Origin of the sequence: Zhongshania aquimaris, from assembly GCF_019312595.1 — a bacterium.
Classification (GTDB): Bacteria; Pseudomonadota; Gammaproteobacteria; order Pseudomonadales; family Spongiibacteraceae; genus Spongiibacter; species Spongiibacter aquimaris.
Window position 1 is genome coordinate 53,350 of record NZ_JAHWDQ010000004.1, and the last position, 18,853, is coordinate 72,202.

An 18,853-nucleotide genomic window follows, 5' to 3' on the forward strand; every position below is an offset into this window, starting at 1 on the left:
TAAATGCGCCCTTAAAGGCACGTTGTTCCCAAAGCCGCACGAAGATAAACACCTTGATGCATCTCTAAATTTGTGCCGGTTACAGTATCAGTGACGTTAGCTTGCACATCCCAAGTCATTTTGACGCAACCCGAATTTGTTACCGTGGCAACACCTTCTTCATCGCGAAAAATATTGGCATCAATATCTTGGGCGGTTCGAATACAATCTTTATCTTTTGGATAACTAAGCTCAGAGCGCAATACCGGCGCAATGCGTAAACAGCTCGGCGGCGGCACAACGGCGACCATATCGGCAACACCGTTGCCATCAAAATCACTTTGAATATTTGAATTAGTTGTTGGCAGCGGCAGCGAAAAATTGGCTGGGTTGGAAATATAGGTTTCCAGAGCATTACTCGCCGCTAATTTAGCTTCAACACGGTACTGCTGATTACCCGCGATTTTAAAATTAACATTGCTGCTGGTAAGCATGCTGGCCACGATAACACTGAAAACACCCAGCATAATCAGTACAACAATTAGCACAACACCACGCTGTTGTTTTTCTAAATTCACACGCATCACTCTCTCACCCCAGCGACGTTTGGCAACATAACGACTGTTGAATACACTTGGCGCTTAACGTTGTCACTGTATGGGCCTAGTATTTCTCGCCCAATATTGTATGTTTTAGTATTGCTGACATTGCTGCTCGATCGACTACCACGCACCAACATCTTAATTTGAATAGACACCACGTTCTGCCAATTTAAGTTGTCAGTTGCCTCCCACTCATAGGTAACACCCACTGGGCATGCTGCAGGCTTGGTATCTACCGTTGGGTTGACAACGTAGCAATCTGGTCCGCCATCTCCGTCAAGATCGAGGCCATAGTCAAAATGAATATCTTCTACTCCCTCAACTAGGGTGCGAATACCACCACTGCCAGCCCTAAACTCATAACTCTTAAGGCTCGCAATGCCATCACCCGCGCCAGAGCAATCATTGCAAGGCGAAATAAAATACGCATTCACCGTGTAGGGCCACGCTTCAGCCAAGGTCGACAGTGCACCTGTACAGCCATTTTCGCGGAGGGTTAAATCTGCTCGATCAGTACTTATTCTGAAACTGAGCGAATCTAAATCACAGCCTGATATCTGAAGATACGGCGTGGTATTTCCGGTGGGAATATTCGCCGCAGTTACTGCTACCGAGTTTGGGTCAACATGACGAACAATGAGAATTTCAGATTTATCCCGCACCTCAGCACTGAAGCAGCTAGGTATAGTCAGGCCCGGCGCCGAGCTTGCGCTATCATAGGGAAAGGCATTCACAGCTAAGGGCATCTGCACCGGCGTCAATGTGCTATCAAACCCCAAATTGGCCGCCGTTGTTTCACAGGGGCTTGGCGAAGTATAAGTGACCGCACCGATACCAGGGTGGTACTTGCCAAAAAAGCCACCTAATGCAACGTCTTCATTAAAAACCTGCAGCGCATAACGCCCGTTTTCAATTTGATCCGAGGTGTTTGCCAGTTCCGTTCTCGTGGTACTCACAGAGGCAACAAGACTAATGATACCTAGCAACATAAATGCGCCGAGCCCCATGGCAATGAGAAGCTCTATTAAAGACAGTCCTCGCTGAGAAGCCTCGACATGATACGCACGCCTAATCATGACAGGTCTCCAATACGAATAATGGCACTCACAATGCGCCGCAATTTCTCGTCGCCGTATTGATCCTTACCACAGGTATTATTCTCTGTCGCAGTGACGGTTTCGCTTAAACCTTGCCAGGCGACGGTAATTCGATATGTTTGATCTGCGGCACTTATTTGCTGAACGCAGCCTCTCGCTCCGACCATTGCCCCGACTTTGGCACTGCCAATTTGTTCAGCTGCACCCTGCAGTAAATTATTCCACTCGGTAAGATCTGCATTTGCGATAGCCTGCTGAGAAGCATCGCCGAGCGAGCACGACGTCAAGGCGCTCACGTTATAGCCCATCGTTGATCCCGCCGCACCATAAGAGTAACAATCCGCTACTGCGCGATTAGCATTAATTCTATCAACCATATCTTGCAATACATTCAACGCTTGTAGGCGCTGATAGGATTCCGCTTCCTGCTGCACAGTACGCACCATTAAACCGGCCGCGCCCATCAAGCCGACGAGCAATACAACCAAGGCCACTAATATTTCTATTAATGTAAAACCTGTGTTTGTAGAACGATGACGTATTGCCATTAGCAGCTCCCATCATCGGTGATGGTACTACCGCTTAAAGACACGCGAACACATTTAGCGACACTGCTGCTAGCGGAACTAACTAAGCTGAAGGTGACTGAGCTATCGATACGACCATTACTTCTGAATGCAAAGCTGTCTGCGCTGCCGGTAATATTCACGCCAGAAACCGCGTCTTGCGAGCGCAAGGTATTGCCAGCTGAGATTACTGTCCAACCCTCTACCCAGCCACTACCCACACGGCTAATTGTGACATCGGCATTTCGTTTAACTGCTTCGCTGCGGGCAAGCTGGAATGTTGCGTTTAAATCACTGGCGACACTGCGCAAACGCTGGGTACGAATAAAGTCATTAAATGACGGCACCGCAACACCAGCCAGTATCGCGACGATGCCAAGAGTTACCATTAACTCAAGCAGGGTATAGCCACGCTGCCGACCTAATCCCAACATCTTGCGCCCCCCGCTGCATGTCCCTTTTGCCCCTGACTATTCAGGGTGAGCGTGCCACAGCTATCATCACTAGCTTGTCCGCTTTTGGGTACCGCTGACACTGTGTAGGTTGGCGGTGTCGCCGCGTTATTCGCCGTGGTGCTAATCGTAAAATTGCTGCTTACCTGGGTAGGCGTCGTTGCACCCAAATCCGCCATACTCGTCGCGTAGCTGCGCTCATCAAGAAAGTTGCGCTCTTGCATATTTGCCACTTCCATCACATAGCTAGCCGCCGCCGAACGGTTAGCCCGAACGGTATAATCGCGATAGGAAGGCAACGCCACCATCGCAAGAATGGCAATAATCGCCGCCGTGATCATTACTTCGATTAAGGTGAAACCATTTTGATTCATGCAAGTACCGTCTTGGCCTAGAGCTTTAACCTCAGCTTAGACTAGACGATATTGTGAAGAAGTCAGCAGCACGCTGACAAACGGTAGGTTTTGCCGACGAGCGGCAAAATAACGAGAGATGCTGGGAACTAGCGTCGCCAGCAATCAGAGACAGTCTTGCTCGAACCACTCGGCTTGCTAGTCAAGCCAAGCTGTCCTGTTTCATCTACGGTAAGATCGCCACAGTCATCACCGACCATCGCCCCCGCACGGCTGGCCCTTAGCGTAAAGGCATTGGCAGAAGCAGAACTAGAGGCAATGTTGTAGTAGGCAGCGCCATTCTCTGGCACCTTGGTCAAAAATACCGACGGCAATGTCGATCCTGCAGCCGTCGTGGTATACCGCCCATTCGCCGTATAATAGCGCTCTAGTGCCTGCGCAGCAGAGAGCAGCGCGCCACTTGCTTCGGCGCGCCGAGATTTCGCTATCTGCGCTTGATAAGAGGGATAAGCGATAGAGGCGAGAATCCCGATAATCGCGACCGTTATCATTAGCTCCATTAAACTGAAGCCCGCCGATTTTGAAAACCGTATCACTGCAATTGCCTCCATGACTGCCTGCCAGAAACATCGCTTCCGCCACCGGTTTCAGTAATAACACCAATCGTACCGCTAGTTCCCGAAGTGTATTTATACTCAAGCTCACCAGCGCCGATAATACCGGGGGTTTTTATCATTTCCGGGCTACCAATACCGCTCGCCGGATAATAATCACCCTGATAAAGCGCTACATCTAAAGCATTCACTTTGCCATCGCCATTGATATCCAATACAGGATCACCAATACGGCCACCTGTATCTGCATCTAACTCCATCAACCAACTATTCCCACCAAACCCACACACACTTTCAGATGGTATTATTGTCGCGAAAATGATTCTGCCATTGCGAAGTATGGGCTGCGAAACCACTCGCTCGCCTGTCCGCGTTTTAGACGGTGGGTATAATGGCAAATGCCAACCATAGGTAGGGGGTGTGCCCACACTATTATTTGATACGATTCTAATTTTATTCGTCGAAGTCAAGCCATTAGCCGTTGTCGCTTCGCCCTCAAAATCAATGCTTTGAGAGAGCAATTTATCTCTCCCGACAAAGCTTGCACCGTTATCTCGAATACCGTAAAAGTCCTGCACAGGAGGCGTAGCAGGCAATATACTATCGCTGTTCTCAAAGTACTTGCCGGTACCAAAATAAACCATATAGCCGCCTTTAGGGTGAACACCAACAGTCGGCCTGGAGGTAATCGGCTGCGGATTTCCATCTATATCTACAACTTTATATAGCGGCGTTGGTACACTGCCATTTTTATAGGCTACATCCCACTGGTTTGTATTGGCACCTGTTAAATCAAACTTCCAAAGATTGCCTTTTAGATCGCCAGCGTAAACAAAATCAGTGATGCGATCATTATTTACATCCACTGGTACTGGCGTTGCCAAACCATTATCAACACCACTAACACCGGTATTGATCGCTTTGATTAAAGTGCCCGTCTTTAAGTCCACCACAAAGAGCTTTACCGTATCGCCAGAATTGTAGCCATTCCCAAAGACTGCAACCCACTTATTTGCCCCCGCCGCAACCCTAGCTATGGCAGGCTGACTCATTGCTACACCCAACTTATCTGTCGCATTACTCGCTGTTGAAAACTCCCACAGGAAGTTTGCTGCCCCCATGCCTGTTGGATTAGTTACATCAATCGCAAATACAGATTTACCGCCCGCTGCTGTTGAACTTACTAATATGGATTTCCAAGTATTGTCAATATACGCATCGAGTACACGCGGCGAACCATCTACAATATACGAATGCTCATATTCACTCTCGGTCAATTCAGCTAATTTCGGATACGCTGACACCGGAATATAGGCGAACTTCTCAACGCCGGTCGCCGCATCAAAACCATGCAACATACCGTCATTAGCCCCAACATAAATCATTGCTGTTCGTGACGCCTTGCTGCTCAAAAAGGCCGCATAGCTTGAACCTTCAAGACCGGGCAGTTTGTTATAACCAAAATTTTCGTTAGTGCCGACAAAGAAAGGATCTGAATTAATAATATCGCCAAGAATGGCTGTTCGCTCTCGGAACTTGCTTCCTTCATTAGACTTATCACCACGCAGCCATGATAAGCGATCCTTCCCTTCGTCAGCCGCTTGCCCTGCGCGAAGACTATTTTGCTGACTAGTTGCCAATTCATTCCAGTTGGCAAGGGTAAACGCTACCGCCTTAGTCACCTTGGAGCCTTGCTCTCCCACCCCCGTAATAATATTCCGCGAGCCCGGTGCTGGAATACCGCCCTTATTGGTGTCCCAAACAACATTATTGAGACTGCCATCGCCATTTAGTGAGTAAGCTATAATCCGGCCCGACCACTCCAAACTATTAAAGCTTGCCTGATAAATTAAAGTTCCAGAATCTAATCGCGTTGAATTAGCAGCAACTGATGAAGCTGACGATTTACTTTCATTGGCAATTGTTTGCAATATATTGCCAAGCTTATTGGCAAAAACCTCCGGTTCCGACGCACTAAAAAATCCGCCTCTTGAGTTTACCGCCGCATGCAACAAGTCATCTATTTTATTAACTTCACTAGAAGTTGGCTTAGGCCAGGTAATAGAAGCACCAGACGAAATTGCATTAAAAGCGGTGTCAGGATCGATAGTACCGAAGACACCCAAACCCACACCAAACGTGGTCATATGTTGCCAAAATGCCGGCGAAGTTTTCGACACAGACACGACATTCGCCATATCAGTACGCAAATCATTTTTCCAATAATACATGGCAACATCAGCCAAGGTACTGGACTCACCATCGGTGAAAGGCGAGACCTTTTTATAGGTATAACTTGCCCCAGTTGGGCCGGTTAGGGTTGGCCCTTCGGTACCGTCATTATTATTGTTTGGACCACCGCTTGTTGCGTTTCCCGACCAGTAGCCATCCGTCATTAATACCGTATAGTTTCTTCTGCACTGCAACTGGTCAGAGTCATCATCGGTTCCGGGATCAGCTCCCCAGGGGCCCTTATTGTCCTTACGCGAAAAGTATTTACCGGCGTAATCAATTGCCAAACGCAATGGTGTTCCTGCATTGGGAATTTCACGCTCATATAAAGACTTATAAAATTCCGTCCTTGCCGCCCCGTCAAAGGCACGCACACCGTTCACAATAACCTTGGTTTTCTCGCCATCAATTGTCGTTTCGCCCTGGTTAATGCTACCAAAACCAACCCTTATCCCAGCACCCTGCTCAGCAAATGCATAGCCACTGCCGCCGCGGGCTGTCAGAATTCGTGAGCGATAATAGGTATACCAGTTAGCGAAATTCTGCATTTCCTGCTCATATGTGCAGCTTACTGGGTCTTCATCATTACAATCGTCTCGATTCTCGCGGCCATCCCCGGTGTATGTTTGACCCGAGCGAATCTCAACTTCTTTAAAATTACTCCATACCCAATTACTGCCAGTACCTTTGTACCAAAAATACTTCGCAGGCCAATATTTTTTTGCCGATGTTTCATAACTACATGAACCGTCGCTACTGCACTTATACCACCTGACGCTATTGTAATTATCATTGGCTTCGACATTTAATTTTCGACAAAATTTCGCATCATAGCTGTTTGTAGTTCGATCTGGATTATGCAATGCACACGATGGGTTTGAATTAGGATAGTAACTTCCATCAGCCTTAATCCAAGGATAGTAAGTTGTGCCTGGATTGTAGTAAACGGCATTGACTTGGGGAGAGCGGGAGCGGGCATTAAACCCAACATCTTTCTCAACAGTAGGCACATAATTATTATAATCACTGCCTTTGTAAACACCGTCAGCACGTGGAAATATATATCTTGCGTCGCTGTAAATAATACTGTCTGGCATTAACTCAAACTGCATTGAACCTGAGTCGTCCAATATATACATGACATTCGGCTCTGCAGCCTGAGTCAAGAATAGCGGCTTTTGGGCTATATCATCGTTTACGGGCTCATCAGAGTCGCAATCTTTCTTTTCCCCTTTAACTGTAAATTTAGCCTTACACTTTGTGTTATCAAACTTACTGTTATAAACAGTCAATTTATTGTCATTAAAGCCATATTTTCTACTCGGGCACTGCTTATTTTTATCAACGTCAATATCGACTATTTCCGTAATCTTACTTAAATCCGAAAAGGTGACGCTCTCATTTGACTTTTTCTTACCTATAGATTTATTCGTACTTCGCTCGACGATGCAACTATCTGCGGCATAAACAGTAGGCGCGAACCCAACACTGAAAAAAATCGAAGCAGATAGCATTAGAAATAAGCTTTTACGCAAATTAAAAACCTTACTTTTATTCATAATTTTTCTCAGTAGAATATTCATAGACTTAATTGCTGCGCTTAAATGTTGTGCTCAGCACCACCATGCTGCGACTACTCGCACCGTAACCTCTAGCTGTTACACGATAAAATATTAATGGCGCAATAGGGTTGTCAGCATCTAAAACAGCATTTTCGCTTCCGATGCTCACCAACTCCTCAATAATGTACTCTGGTGGCTTTGCCGAATACGGAATAACATCGGCAGCCATCACTTGCCAACCGACTGACGTATGATTGGACCAGTTCGGCTCAACACAGGCAGTTGCTGTATTCGCAGGGTCTGCGCACTGCAAATATAGGCCGTTAGTACCGTCAAAAGGGCCCACATTAATTTGCGACAAGACAGCCTCGGCTTCACGCAAACCCGCCTCTGCAGACTGAAAGGCCAAGTTGGTATCCTTTGCATTACCCGCCATACGTTCTTGCATTGTTGAAGACTGCATAGACGCCGCGGCAATAATGGTCAGTATTAACATGAATACCAGGCTAACAATCAAAACGGCACCGCGCTGTCGGCTAATATTGCTGCCCCGCAGAACATATATCATGGCAATTTATTCCTAATCGCAAATACATTGGTAAATATTTGTCTAAAACGCCCATCGGTATTTGCAACAACATTTCCATTGGTATCAATAATGGATTGGGCATTTTCCGATCCGCTCTTACCAACGATATTCTCTTCCGATGCCACCATTAGCAGTGATATACGCACACTCAAAACATCTTCCCAATCCGTAACTGCTGCACCACTGCGATACTCATCTACAGCGCGATCATCATTGGTATCGACGCCGTAAGAGATTTGCATATCCTCGACACCTTCAACCAACTCAACCGCAGCTGCCATCACACCACCTGAACCCGCAACCAATCTCTGCATATAAAGTGCATTTATAGGCCGACCGCTAGCCGTATCTCGACCGGTATCACGTATAAAATAATCAACACTTTCAAACCCAAATACCTCAGCATCCGTTTGATAAAGTTTGCTCAGATTATTGCTAGAATTAAGTCCCTGCCCGACAGAATGCGCTAAGGTTGTTGCGGCATTGCCGTTTCCGTTATTGCCAGGGTTATTAACAATACGAAATACATCTGCATTTAAACAATCGCTAACCATGACATAGTCACCTGCTGCGAAACCAAGGCTGTTATTTTCTATCTGTAAATTGGCATTATTACTCGCCATATTACCCGTGACATTAACATCGCTTTCCGACGCTTTTTTTATGTGCAATACATCGCTGCCCACCACCGCCGATAAAGCGTTACCGGCCACTACATTGTCTTCACCAACTAGTGCGGTGGCTAAACTAAAATTAACCACATTGGCAGGAACGGCAATCACGTTCACACTGATATTGCCAATAGAACTGCAGCCCATATAGCCGGCCATACGGATCTCTTTACCAAGAAAACGCATCGCAAACCGCGCGTTTTCCTGAATTTGGGCCAGTGAATCCTGAACCTTTGAGCTCGCATTAGTTGCTAGGAATACCTGAATCACCGCTGCACTTAAAAACAAGCCCAAGGTGATCGCAATCATTAACTCAACTAAACCAAACCCACGCTGTGATCCCTTCATAAACCCTCCCTCACAGCCTGGTTTGAAAAACGAAGGTCTGGTTGTCACCGGCATTCGCTTCTCTCGTCTTCGACAGCCGGCTTTCGTCCCACTGAATAGTGATAGTGAAATTATTGTCATCGCGAGCCACAGATGCGTCGCCGGAAGGCAGTCGCAGCGCGATTTCCTGCAGCCATTCTTGAATATCAATTTGATATATAGCGGCACCGGCAGGCGCATCGTCATCGATCGCCAAATCATAACGCCCCGCAAGAGCGTCGGATCGATTGGCACGCATTCGGTCAGACATATCATTCGCCAAGAAAACAGCAGTAGAGCGGGAGGTGGAAGCCTGATTAAACTTAACCGCATTTAGCTGCATTGCGGCCGCGCCGAGCACACCTGTCGCAGTTATTAATACGGCGACAAGCACTTCAATTAAGGTTGCGCCTCGCTGTCGACTTCTCATTACGGGCAGCTCCTTTCGCTGAGACTCACTTGGCCGGTGAGACCAATAGTAATATTGCGATCACGAGAACAATACTCGGGGGATGTGCGATATGAAATCGCGATCGCAGCAGTATCATTAAGGAAGCCATCGCGGGTAAAAGCGACATTGGTAATTGCCGTGCCACCGCGATCGCCGGTGATTACCGCGCCCCCACTGCCTGCGGTATTTGTCTGGATGGCTTCGCCATCGTCATAACTGCCACTGCTGTCGGCATCAACCCAGCTCCGCCAGCCATTTGCCCAACTCCCGTTGATTGCGCTTACCGTCACGGTCGTCCCGCGCACCACCGCCTCTGAGCGCGCGGCCATAAGCGACCTCACAAGCTGCTGAACTACAGCGCGATCACGGGATTCATCCATAAACTTTGTAAAGCTTGGCGCCGCTATGGCTGCCAAAATAGCGGCAATCGAGACCGTCACTATCAGCTCGATTAATGTAAATCCATTGTTTCCGCTCTTAAGCCGCATTTTGCGTATCCGTTTTAAGCTTGACTTTTCTTTCCATAGCCCTAGATTAAACGAGGGGTGTATTCGATTAAACCTAAAATCAGCATGGAAGCTGAAAAATCGAAATGAGAACCACTCCTGAGTGTAACCCAATATGGAAAGGAGTCCATAATGGAAAACCGAGGCTTTACTTTATTTGAACTCATCGCGGCTCTCGCCATAACAGCCATACTCAGCTTCAGCGCCGTTCCAGCCTTTTACAACCTTCTGCAACAATATCGTCTGCGCTCCGCAGGTCAGCAATTGTTCCATTTTCTCACCAGCGCGAGAGCGACCGCAGTAATGCGTAGCAAACAAATCACCGCAGAAAATAGCGATGGCGATTGGTCTACGGGCGCGACACTGTTCGAGGACGACAATGGCAATGGAGCACAGGACAACGGCGAAGCCGTTTTGCTACGCTTGGGAAATCAAGGAAATGTGCAAATACAAGGAAACCGCTGGGTTGCGGATTATGTCATGTTTGCGCCCGACGGCAGCGCTCAAACCACTAGCGGTGCCTTTCAGGTCGGCACAATTACCGTCTGCCAGGCCGGATATAACGAGGCATATCAGTTAATTATTAGCATCGGTGGTCGAGTACGAATGATCAATACCGAGATCGAAGAATGCTGACTGGCCTAAGAAACGTCGACTAAGCGCAGCTCTTTAGGTAGCGAGAAGGTGATATTTTCTGGGCGGCCGTCTAGCTCCACGGGCAAGGAAGCCCCCAGTTCGCATAGCCGATCTATCACAGAACTAACCAGTACTTCAGGGGCAGAAGCGCCTGCGGTAATCCCAATTTTGGGCTTACCTTCAAGCCATTCGGGGCGAATATCTTCTTCGCTGTCGATTAAATAGGCCCGGCAGCCAATGCGTTCTGCTAATTCACGCAAGCGATTTGAATTTGAGCTATTCGGTGAACCTACCACCAACACAAGATCTACCTGCTGCGCCAAGGTCTTAACTGCGTCTTGCCGGTTTTGGGTGGCATAGCAGATATCATCTTTGCGCGGACCTTCTATATTTGGAAATTTGCTGCGCAGCGCTTTAATCACCGCAGCGGTATCGTCCATCGATAAGGTGGTTTGAGTCACATACGAGAGGTGGCTGGGATCTTTAACCTCAAGGGCCAGTGCCTGCTCGACATCTTCAACTAGATATATTTCGCCACCTTGGGAGGCGTCGTACTGGCCCATTGTGCCTTCTACTTCGGGATGGCCCTTATGCCCAATCAAAACACACTCGCGCCCAGCACCACTAAAATTGACCACTTCCATATGGACTTTGGTCACCAGCGGGCAGGTGGCATCAAATACTTTTAGGCCACGACGATCAGCCTCCGCGCGCACCGCTTGCGATACTCCGTGGGCACTAAATATAACGATTTTGTCGTCTGGCACTTCGTCTAACTCGTCGACAAATCTCGCGCCGCGCTGCCGCAAATTTTCAACCACAAATTTATTGTGCACGACTTCATGACGAACGTAGATAGGGGCGCCAAACACATCTAGGGCGCGATTAACGATTTCAATCGCGCGATCAACACCAGCGCAAAAACCACGGGGGTTCGCCATTTTAATTTGCATTTTGTCGCCAGCGTCGCTCATTACTTCATCACACCCAGATTGCTGCTTCGCAAAAACCGCTATTACTTTGTATCAGCCTGCGCGCTGACGCTTAAAATTTCAACTCGAAAATTTAGCATTCGCCCCGCCAGCGGATGGTTAAAATCCACCATGACAAAGTCATCATCTACTTCGCTTACGACACCTGGCAATTCGGCACGGGCTGCATCGGCGAAGGAAATCACCAAGCCTTCTTCCAATACCATGTCGGCGCCAAACTGGCTGCGCGGGAAGCGCTGTATATTGGCGGGGTTGCGCTGGCCAAAGCCGTCTTCAGGCGCCAGAGTAAAGGTCTCCTTTGCACCCGCCTTTAATCCCAGCAGTTTAGCTTCGACGCTCGGCAACAAATTACCATCGCCAAATACAAAGCTTGCCGGCTTGCCGCCGAAGTTAGAATCCACTTCATCGCCGTCAATTATACTTAAAGAGAAATGCAGGCAAATTTCAGTGCCTGGTGCTATGCCAATATTCGTCATGATGTATTCAGTTCCAGTCAGCCTTTAGGCTGATTTTTTCGGCTCGGGGTTCAGAACCATATCGAGTAATAGAAGACAGGCGCCCACACTGATACCCGCGTCGGCAATATTAAAGGTTGGAAAATAGCTTGTGCCCCAGTGTACTGAAATAAAATCAATAACATGGCCGTAATACATACGGTCCCACAAGTTACCTACCGCGCCCCCTAACACCAACGCCAAGGCCAGCGACAGCAACCATTGCTGACGTTGCAAGCGCATCAACCACACACAAATATACGCACTGACCGCCAAGGCGATCACCGAAAAAAACCAGCGCTGCCAACCACCCGCATCACTCAAAAAACTAAACGCAGCACCGCGGTTATAGTGCAGTGTAATGTCCAACACCGGCAGAATTTCTATTGGACTGGCATAGTCCAAATTGCTGTCAGCAAAATATTTACTAATTTGATCCAGCACAATTACCGCGACGGCTATCAGCAACCAAAACACGCGACTGCGGCGCTGTGCTGCAGTTTCGCTATCTATACCAGCATCATGCATACAGACGCACTTCCCCGTCGCCATCAACGTTGTCGATGCAACGGAAACACAACTCAGGGTGCGTAAGGGACTGCCCGACATCCTCGCGGTGATGCCAGCAGCGTGTGCATTTGGTGCCATCACTAGCCGCGACGCGCACCTGCAAACCCTCTACATCTGTTTCAATTGCTTCATTAACAGCAGACAGAGGCGCTAGGCGTGCCGCCGAAGTAATCAATACAAAGCGCAGCTCGTCACCCAGGGCATTTAAGGTGTTCATTAATGATTCATCACAGAACAAGGTCACCTCGGCTGCTAAACTGCCGCCGACAAAACCGTCTTTTTTAGCGCCTTCAAGCACCTTGTTCACCGCCGACTTAACATCTTGAACGGTGTCCCAGAAGCCATCGCCCATATTGCTATCGGCAGGCATTTTATCCAGTCCCAAATACCATTCTGCGGCAAACACGGTACCTGACCGCTGGCCTGGTAAATGCTCCCACAATTCGTCTGCCGTAAAGCTCAAGATGGGCGAAATCCAACGCGTGAGTGCTTCTGCAATATGGTAGAGCGCGGTCTGCGCAGAGCGGCGCGGTAAACTATTCGCCTTGGTGGTGTATTGACGATCCTTGATAATATCCAGATAAAAACCACCCAACTCCAAGACACAGAAGTTATGCAACTTTTGATACACCAAATGGAATTGATAGGCGTCGTAGGCCGCCACAATTTCGTCTTGTAACACCGCGGCACGATGCATAATCCAACGATCTAAAGCCAGCATCTCCGAAGGCTCAACCGCATGTTCGGCCGGCTCAAAGCCCGCCATATTCGCCAGTAGGAAACGCGCGGTATTACGAATGCGACGATAGGAATCGGCGGTGCGCTTGAAGATCTCATCTGATACCGTCATTTCATTGCGGTAATCGGTGGCCGCCACCCAAAGACGCAGGATATCAGCGCCCAAGGTATTCATGATTTTCTGCGGCGCAACCACATTGCCTACCGACTTGGACATTTTGCGACCCTGCGCATCGACGGTGAAACCGTGGGTCAACACACCCTTGTACGGCGCCACACCACGGGTCGCGATTGAAGTCAGCAATGACGACTGGAACCAGCCGCGATGCTGATCAGAGCCCTCTAAATACAGATCGGCAGGAAACTGTAAGCTCTCTAGCTGCGACAATACCGCAAAGTGAGTCACACCAGAGTCGAACCACACATCCAAGGTATCCGTTACCTTGCTGTATTGCTCAGCATCGTCACCTAATAGTTCCGCCGCATCCAAATCAAACCAAGCTTGAATACCGCCCGCGTCAACAAGCTTGGCAACTTGCTCAATCAACTCAGCCGTGCGGGGATGTAATTCTGCGGTTTCGTTGTGGGCAAATAAGGCAATCGGCGCACCCCAGGTACGCTGACGAGAAATACACCAGTCTGGCCGCTCTTGCATCATAGATTCGATGCGTGCACGTCCCCAGCCCGGCGTCCAATTCACCGTATCGACGGCCGCCATCGCCATATCAAGCAGGCCATTTTGCTTCATGCTCACAAACCACTGCGGTGTGGCGCGGAAAATAATTGGGCTTTTATGACGCCAGCAGTGCGGATAGCTGTGTTCAAAATGCTTGCAGTGCAACAAGCGGCCGCGCTCAGTCAGGGTGGTAATGACGTTGTCGTTGGCCTTGAAAACGTGCTGACCCTCAAATAATTCAGTGCCTTCTAAAAACGTACCGTTGGCCGCGACCGGATTATAAACTTCTAAACCGTATTGCTTGCCCACCACAAAGTCGTCTTGACCGTGCGCTGGCGCCGTGTGAACAGCGCCGGTACCGGCATCGGTAGTCACATGATCGCCTAAAATAACGGGAACCTGACGGCTGTAAAACGGATGTTGTAACAGCAGGTTTTCTAGCGCCGCACCTTTGCAGCGACCGACAAGCTCAAATGACTCTACTGCGTAGCGCGCCAGAGTAGATTCGTGTAGCGCTTCTGCTAGTAGCAACACCATCTTGGCGCCGCTCTCACCGGTGAAACTCACCCAAACGTAATCAAGCTCTGGGTGCAAGCACACCGCCATATTAGCTGGCAGCGTCCACGGTGTGGTGGTCCAAATCGCCAGATTCAGCTCGCCGTCAATATCAGCCGGCAAACCGGTTTTTGCGATCGCAGCGTCGCGATCCACTACCGCAAACGCCACGTCGATAGCGGGCGAGGTCTTGTCTTTGTATTCAACTTCCGCTTCGGCCAACGCTGAGCCGCAATCCATACACCAATGCACGGGCTTAAACCCCTTATGCATATGGCCATTTTCAACAATTTTACCCAAGGCGCGGATGATATTCGCCTCGAAATGGAAGTCCATGGTCAGATAGGGTTTATCCCAATCGCCAAACACCCCCAAGCGCTTGAAGTCTTCGCGCTGACCATCAACTTGCTTATAGGCGTATTCACGACACTTCTCGCGGAAGGTCGCGGCATCGACTTTGTGGCCGGCCTTGCCGACTTTCTTTTCAACGTTTAACTCTATTGGCAGACCGTGACAGTCCCACCCCGGCACATAGGGCGCATCAAAACCACTGAGTGTTTTTGATTTAACAATCATGTCCTTGAGGATTTTGTTTACCGCATGACCGATGTGAATATCGCCATTCGCATACGGAGGACCATCGTGGAGAATAAATTTCTCGCGGCCCTCGCGCGCATCGCGAATTTGCTGATACACACCCTCGTCCTGCCAGCGCTTTAGCATGCCGGGTTCGCGTTGCGACAAATTCGCCTTCATCGCGAAGCTCGTCTCGGGTAAATTCAGGGTGTGCTTATATTCACTCATATTGGTGTTCTGTATATTCCAAAGTAATCAGTACTGTTAATTATAGCCGCAGCTTAGCTAAACTAAATATCGAAATAATTTTTCGCTTGCTCTACATCTCGTGCTATTTGCGCCTTAAGCGCATCAAGCCCATTGAATTTGTGCTCTTCCCGCAGTTTTTTGCGAAACACAACCGTGATATTGCGACCGTAAATACTCTGTTTAAAGTCGAGAATATGCACTTCTAAAATAGCCTTGGACAAATCACCCACTGTTGGTCGCACCCCGACATTGGCAACTCCGGGCCGCACGAAACTGTCTGCGCCATGCACTTCCACCGCAAATACACCCGACAAGGGCGAACGCAAGCGATGCAACTCCATATTTGCCGTGGGTGTACCAATAGTTCGCCCCAACTGCTGGCCGACAATAACCCGCCCAGAAATACTGTAGGGGCGGCCCAGCAAGCGCTCCGCCAAATCAAAATCAGCGTTACCCAATACCTCGCGGATTCGCGTGCTACTAACGCGCTCGCCGGTCACTTCAAGCGTTGAGGTATCGACAACCTCAAAGCCGTCGATCCTGCCGGCCTTACGCAGCAGATCAAAATCGCCACTGCGATTGCGGCCAAAACGCAAATCGTCACCAACCACGATGTACTTCACACCCAGTCCGACAACGAACAACTTATGGATAAACACATTGGCGGTCATGTCGCGAAAATCTGGCGTGAAGCTAATTCGCACAACGCGATCTATGCCCAGGTCGCGCAGCGCAATAAATTTCTCTTTAAAGCTCATTAAGCGCGCAGGCGCTTCGTCGGGGGAAAAAAACTCCCGTGGCAGCGGTTCAAACAAGACCACCGTAGTCGGCAGGCCCATTTCACGACCCTTGGCAATTAACTGGCGCAACACGGCCTGGTGTCCTAAATGCACACCGTCAAATGCCCCAATCGTGGCTACGCAGCCACGATGACGAGGTCGAAAATGTTGAAATCCGCGGATTAACTCCATGGCAGCCGTCTTGTTATCCAACAAAGCGAGGGATTATAGCCTAGGAGTAGGCCTGACTAAAACGCTAGTGTTCGCTAGTCTTGCCACTCCCGCCGGCCGGAAACAGATCATGACAGTAAAAACAGGCTAGCGATCACTAGTGTGCAGCAGTTCCCTTGATGTCTCGCAGCCGTAAACCACCTAACAACATAACAAGAATGTAGGCACCACCGCCGGCTAGACAAAGCGCCAACAAATGTAAAGAGCGCTGCCACACACTCCAAACCTCCCAGTCATTAAACCACTGCAAGCCAAAGTACAAGCATGCGCTCATCGCCGCCACGCCGCAGAGCAACTGCAGATAGTAACGCCCCCAGCCAGCCAGCGGCGCAAAGCCCGCATTGCGACGCAAACCCCGATACAACAGCCCCGCATTAAGCCAAGCCGAGCCCGCCGTCGCCAGCGCCAAGCCCGCGTGACCGATCTGCCAGTAGTGATGCAGCGGAACAACAAAAGCGATATTCATCACCATATTTGACACCATCGCGATAATACCTATGCGCACCGGCGTCCTGGTGTCCTGACGCGCATAAAACCCCGGCGCCAGTATCTTGATTAACATAAAGGGAATGAGGCCGAGGGTGTAGGCACGCAAACTCAAGCTCGACATTTCCACGTCGCGCATTTGCAGCTCGCCGTACTGAAACAGGGTAATTAAAATTGGCTCCGCTAATAGCATCAACGCCACCGCTGCAGGAACGGCCATGAGCAATACACTGCGCAAGCCCCAATCTAAGGTCGCGGAATACGCGACGTCATTGCCGCCAGCACGCTGGCGGGACAGGTTTGGCAATACCACGGTGGCAATGGCGATGGCGAAGACGCCCAGTGGCAACTCTACCAAGCGATCAGAGTAATAAAGCCAAGAGATACTGCCCGTGGGTAAAAATGACGCCAAAATTGTGTCTAGCAGCAAATTAATCTGGCTGACCGACACCCCAAACAAAGCTGGGATCATTAGAGTGACGATCTTTTGCACGCCTTCGTTGTGCCAGTCCCAGCGCGGCCGCGGCAGCATTTGAATCTGCTGTAAAAAGGGCAGCTGAAATACCAACTGCACCGCACCGGCCATCAACACCCCCCACGCCAAGGCCATCGCCGGCTCGGCAAAGTACGAGGACATATAAAGCGCGGAGACAATCAAACACACATTTAATAGCACTGGGGTAAAGGCCGGCACGGCGTAGCGGCCAAAGGTGTTTAATATGCCGCCAGCAAAACCGGTCATCGAGATCAAAAACAAATACGGAAACGTAATCCGAATCATGTCAGAGGTCAGTGCAAACTTGGCTGGGTCATCGCGAAAGCCGGGAGCAAATATTGTCGCGACCAAGGGCGAGGCTATAACCGCGACACAGGTTACCAATAGCAGCACACCGCCCAGCGCACCAGCGGTGCGGTCGATAAGCAGCTTAACCGACTCTTTGCTGCCTTTTTCATGATATTCAGAAAGCACGGGCACAAAAGCTTGCGAGAACGCGCCTTCGGCAAACAAACGCCGCAGGAAATTGGGAATTTTAAAGGCGACAAAAAAGCAATCCGCATTACTGCTGGCGCCCAGGAAAATTGCGATGACGACATCGCGAACAAGCCCCAAGACTCGCGACATCAGGGTCATCACGCTGACCAGTAAGCTAGACCGCAGCAAGCCGCGTTGCTTGGCTGGTTTTACTGTCGCCGGCTCACTCATGCTCCCCACCGCTGACGCAATGTATCTCGATGCTGACGCAGCCACTGCATGGCGATGATACTGTGGGCATTATTTATTTTGCCGGTATCGAGCATGGTCATCGCATCCGCAAAGGGAATAACTTGGGCGTGAATATCCTCGCCCTCATAGGCAAGTCCGAAATAGCCACCCGCCGCACTTAGGTCTGCACGACCGCAAAACAAATAAAAGTATTCGTCACTGCCACCCGGCGACGAGTAGTACTCAGCTATCGCCTCCATTTCGCCAATGTCTATACCCGCTTCTTCCTTGGCTTCGCGGCGCGCTACTTCGGCAGGGCTCTCATCGGTATCAACAATCCCGGCGACCAGCTCCAGCAACCACGGACTTTTGGCGCGGTGTAATGCCCCAACCCGAAATTGCTCCACCTTTAAAATACAGTCATTGACCGGATCGTAAGGTAGCAGCCCCACTGCCGGGCCGCGCATAAACAGCTCTCGGCTCAGCCAGTTTCCCCAGCCGCCACCAAACAAACGATGACGTAAACGCAATGCCCGCACCTGAAAAAAACCGCGCCATGCAGCGCGGTCTTCATCAATTTCTACATCCTTACGCTCAAAATCTGCCATTCAAAAAATCCGCTGTCGC

19 protein-coding genes are annotated in these 18,853 nt (G+C 49.6%); 1 reads left to right on the forward strand and 18 read right to left on the reverse strand.

Going from position 1 to position 18,853, the window contains the following annotated elements; genetic code table 11:
- Positions 1-11 precede the first annotated feature (11 nt).
- The 11 genes from KXJ70_RS14665 to KXJ70_RS14715 form a co-directional block, all read right to left on the reverse strand.
- The gene (locus tag KXJ70_RS14665) at positions 12-557 is read right to left on the reverse strand and encodes a PilX N-terminal domain-containing pilus assembly protein (protein ID WP_219044283.1); all 546 of its coding nucleotides are present in this window, start codon (positions 555-557) and stop codon (positions 12-14) included.
- A gap of 5 nt (positions 558-562) precedes the next feature.
- Positions 563-1,657, reverse strand: coding sequence for a PilW family protein (locus tag KXJ70_RS14670; RefSeq protein ID WP_219044519.1), 1,095 nt, complete (start codon positions 1,655-1,657; stop codon positions 563-565).
- Positions 1,654-2,226 carry a type IV pilus modification protein PilV gene (gene pilV / locus KXJ70_RS14675; protein WP_219044284.1) on the reverse strand — a complete coding sequence of 191 codons (573 nt, stop codon included), beginning with the start codon at positions 2,224-2,226 and terminating at the stop codon, positions 1,654-1,656. The genes KXJ70_RS14670 and pilV (KXJ70_RS14675) overlap by 4 nt, the downstream gene beginning before the upstream one ends.
- Entirely contained in the window at positions 2,226-2,678 is a 453-nt protein-coding gene (locus KXJ70_RS14680; RefSeq protein WP_219044285.1) for a GspH/FimT family pseudopilin, read from the reverse strand. Before KXJ70_RS14680 ends, pilV (KXJ70_RS14675) begins: the two co-directional genes overlap by 1 nt.
- Positions 2,666-3,070 (reverse strand): type IV pilin protein, encoded by a 405-nt coding sequence (locus KXJ70_RS14685; protein ID WP_219044286.1) that lies wholly within the window; start codon positions 3,068-3,070, stop codon positions 2,666-2,668. The genes KXJ70_RS14680 and KXJ70_RS14685 overlap by 13 nt, the downstream gene beginning before the upstream one ends.
- A 128-nt stretch (positions 3,071-3,198) precedes the next feature.
- The gene (locus KXJ70_RS14690) at positions 3,199-3,645 is read right to left on the reverse strand and encodes a type IV pilin protein (protein ID WP_369409796.1); all 447 of its coding nucleotides are present in this window, start codon (positions 3,643-3,645) and stop codon (positions 3,199-3,201) included.
- The gene (locus KXJ70_RS14695) at positions 3,642-7,454 is read right to left on the reverse strand and encodes a pilus assembly protein (protein ID WP_219044288.1); all 3,813 of its coding nucleotides are present in this window, start codon (positions 7,452-7,454) and stop codon (positions 3,642-3,644) included. The genes KXJ70_RS14690 and KXJ70_RS14695 overlap by 4 nt, the downstream gene beginning before the upstream one ends.
- A gap of 28 nt (positions 7,455-7,482) precedes the next feature.
- Entirely contained in the window at positions 7,483-8,025 is a 543-nt protein-coding gene (locus KXJ70_RS14700; protein WP_219044289.1) for a pilus assembly PilX family protein, read from the reverse strand.
- Complete coding sequence (locus KXJ70_RS14705; protein WP_219044520.1) at positions 8,022-9,065, reverse strand: PilW family protein; 1,044 nt, start codon at positions 9,063-9,065, stop codon at positions 8,022-8,024. The genes KXJ70_RS14700 and KXJ70_RS14705 overlap by 4 nt, the downstream gene beginning before the upstream one ends.
- A gap of 10 nt (positions 9,066-9,075) precedes the next feature.
- Positions 9,076-9,513 (reverse strand): type IV pilus modification protein PilV, encoded by a 438-nt coding sequence (pilV, locus tag KXJ70_RS14710; protein WP_219044290.1) that lies wholly within the window; start codon positions 9,511-9,513, stop codon positions 9,076-9,078.
- Positions 9,513-10,022 (reverse strand): GspH/FimT family pseudopilin, encoded by a 510-nt coding sequence (locus KXJ70_RS14715; RefSeq protein ID WP_219044521.1) that lies wholly within the window; start codon positions 10,020-10,022, stop codon positions 9,513-9,515. Before KXJ70_RS14715 ends, pilV (KXJ70_RS14710) begins: the two co-directional genes overlap by 1 nt.
- 150 nt (positions 10,023-10,172) lie before the next feature.
- Here KXJ70_RS14715 and KXJ70_RS14720 point away from each other — a divergent pair, with 150 nt between their 5' ends.
- Positions 10,173-10,676, forward strand: coding sequence for a GspH/FimT family pseudopilin (locus KXJ70_RS14720; protein ID WP_219044291.1), 504 nt, complete (start codon positions 10,173-10,175; stop codon positions 10,674-10,676).
- A gap of 5 nt (positions 10,677-10,681) precedes the next feature.
- On the opposite strand, the gene ispH is transcribed toward KXJ70_RS14720, so the two are convergent.
- The 7 genes from ispH to KXJ70_RS14755 form a co-directional block, all read right to left on the reverse strand.
- Positions 10,682-11,629, reverse strand: coding sequence for a 4-hydroxy-3-methylbut-2-enyl diphosphate reductase (gene ispH / locus KXJ70_RS14725; RefSeq protein ID WP_219044522.1), 948 nt, complete (start codon positions 11,627-11,629; stop codon positions 10,682-10,684).
- 62 nt (positions 11,630-11,691) lie between these two features.
- A complete protein-coding gene (gene fkpB / locus KXJ70_RS14730; RefSeq protein ID WP_219044292.1) occupies positions 11,692-12,144 on the reverse strand; it encodes an FKBP-type peptidyl-prolyl cis-trans isomerase in 453 nt (150 codons plus the stop codon).
- A gap of 24 nt (positions 12,145-12,168) precedes the next feature.
- Positions 12,169-12,690, reverse strand: a complete 522-nt coding sequence (lspA, locus tag KXJ70_RS14735; protein ID WP_219044293.1) for a signal peptidase II — start codon at positions 12,688-12,690, stop codon at positions 12,169-12,171.
- Positions 12,683-15,505, reverse strand: coding sequence for an isoleucine--tRNA ligase (ileS, locus tag KXJ70_RS14740; protein WP_219044294.1), 2,823 nt, complete (start codon positions 15,503-15,505; stop codon positions 12,683-12,685). The genes lspA and ileS overlap by 8 nt, the downstream gene beginning before the upstream one ends.
- A gap of 62 nt (positions 15,506-15,567) precedes the next feature.
- Positions 15,568-16,497: a bifunctional riboflavin kinase/FAD synthetase gene (gene ribF, locus KXJ70_RS14745; protein ID WP_219044295.1), complete on the reverse strand. Its 930-nt coding sequence runs from the start codon at positions 16,495-16,497 to the stop codon at positions 15,568-15,570.
- Between the two features lie 136 nt (positions 16,498-16,633).
- Positions 16,634-18,226 (reverse strand): murein biosynthesis integral membrane protein MurJ, encoded by a 1,593-nt coding sequence (murJ, locus tag KXJ70_RS14750; protein WP_219044296.1) that lies wholly within the window; start codon positions 18,224-18,226, stop codon positions 16,634-16,636.
- Positions 18,223-18,834 (reverse strand): NUDIX domain-containing protein, encoded by a 612-nt coding sequence (locus KXJ70_RS14755; RefSeq protein ID WP_219044297.1) that lies wholly within the window; start codon positions 18,832-18,834, stop codon positions 18,223-18,225. The genes murJ and KXJ70_RS14755 overlap by 4 nt, the downstream gene beginning before the upstream one ends.
- Positions 18,835-18,853: the final 19 nt, after the last annotated feature.

Excerpts from the sequence above, each read along its gene's own strand:
- KXJ70_RS14670 (WP_219044519.1), bottom strand. The coding sequence starts at position 1,657 with ATGATTAGGCGTGCGTATCATGTCGAGGCTTCTCAGCGAGGACTGTCT.
- pilV (WP_219044284.1), bottom strand. The coding sequence starts at position 2,226 with ATGGCAATACGTCATCGTTCTACAAACACAGGTTTTACATTAATAGAA.
- KXJ70_RS14680 (WP_219044285.1), bottom strand. The coding sequence starts at position 2,678 with ATGTTGGGATTAGGTCGGCAGCGTGGCTATACCCTGCTTGAGTTAATG.
- KXJ70_RS14685 (WP_219044286.1), bottom strand. The coding sequence starts at position 3,070 with ATGAATCAAAATGGTTTCACCTTAATCGAAGTAATGATCACGGCGGCG.
- KXJ70_RS14695 (WP_219044288.1), bottom strand. The coding sequence starts at position 7,454 with ATGAATAAAAGTAAGGTTTTTAATTTGCGTAAAAGCTTATTTCTAATG.
- KXJ70_RS14700 (WP_219044289.1), bottom strand. The coding sequence starts at position 8,025 with ATGATATATGTTCTGCGGGGCAGCAATATTAGCCGACAGCGCGGTGCC.
- KXJ70_RS14705 (WP_219044520.1), bottom strand. The coding sequence starts at position 9,065 with ATGAAGGGATCACAGCGTGGGTTTGGTTTAGTTGAGTTAATGATTGCG.
- pilV (WP_219044290.1), bottom strand. The coding sequence starts at position 9,513 with ATGAGAAGTCGACAGCGAGGCGCAACCTTAATTGAAGTGCTTGTCGCC.
- KXJ70_RS14715 (WP_219044521.1), bottom strand. The coding sequence starts at position 10,022 with ATGCGGCTTAAGAGCGGAAACAATGGATTTACATTAATCGAGCTGATA.
- KXJ70_RS14720 (WP_219044291.1), top strand. The coding sequence starts at position 10,173 with ATGGAAAACCGAGGCTTTACTTTATTTGAACTCATCGCGGCTCTCGCC.
- ispH (WP_219044522.1), bottom strand. The coding sequence starts at position 11,629 with ATGCAAATTAAAATGGCGAACCCCCGTGGTTTTTGCGCTGGTGTTGAT.
- fkpB (WP_219044292.1), bottom strand. The coding sequence starts at position 12,144 with ATGACGAATATTGGCATAGCACCAGGCACTGAAATTTGCCTGCATTTC.
- lspA (WP_219044293.1), bottom strand. The coding sequence starts at position 12,690 with ATGCATGATGCTGGTATAGATAGCGAAACTGCAGCACAGCGCCGCAGT.
- ileS (WP_219044294.1), bottom strand. The coding sequence starts at position 15,505 with ATGAGTGAATATAAGCACACCCTGAATTTACCCGAGACGAGCTTCGCG.
- ribF (WP_219044295.1), bottom strand. The coding sequence starts at position 16,497 with ATGGAGTTAATCCGCGGATTTCAACATTTTCGACCTCGTCATCGTGGC.
- murJ (WP_219044296.1), bottom strand. The coding sequence starts at position 18,226 with ATGAGTGAGCCGGCGACAGTAAAACCAGCCAAGCAACGCGGCTTGCTG.
- KXJ70_RS14755 (WP_219044297.1), bottom strand. The coding sequence starts at position 18,834 with ATGGCAGATTTTGAGCGTAAGGATGTAGAAATTGATGAAGACCGCGCT.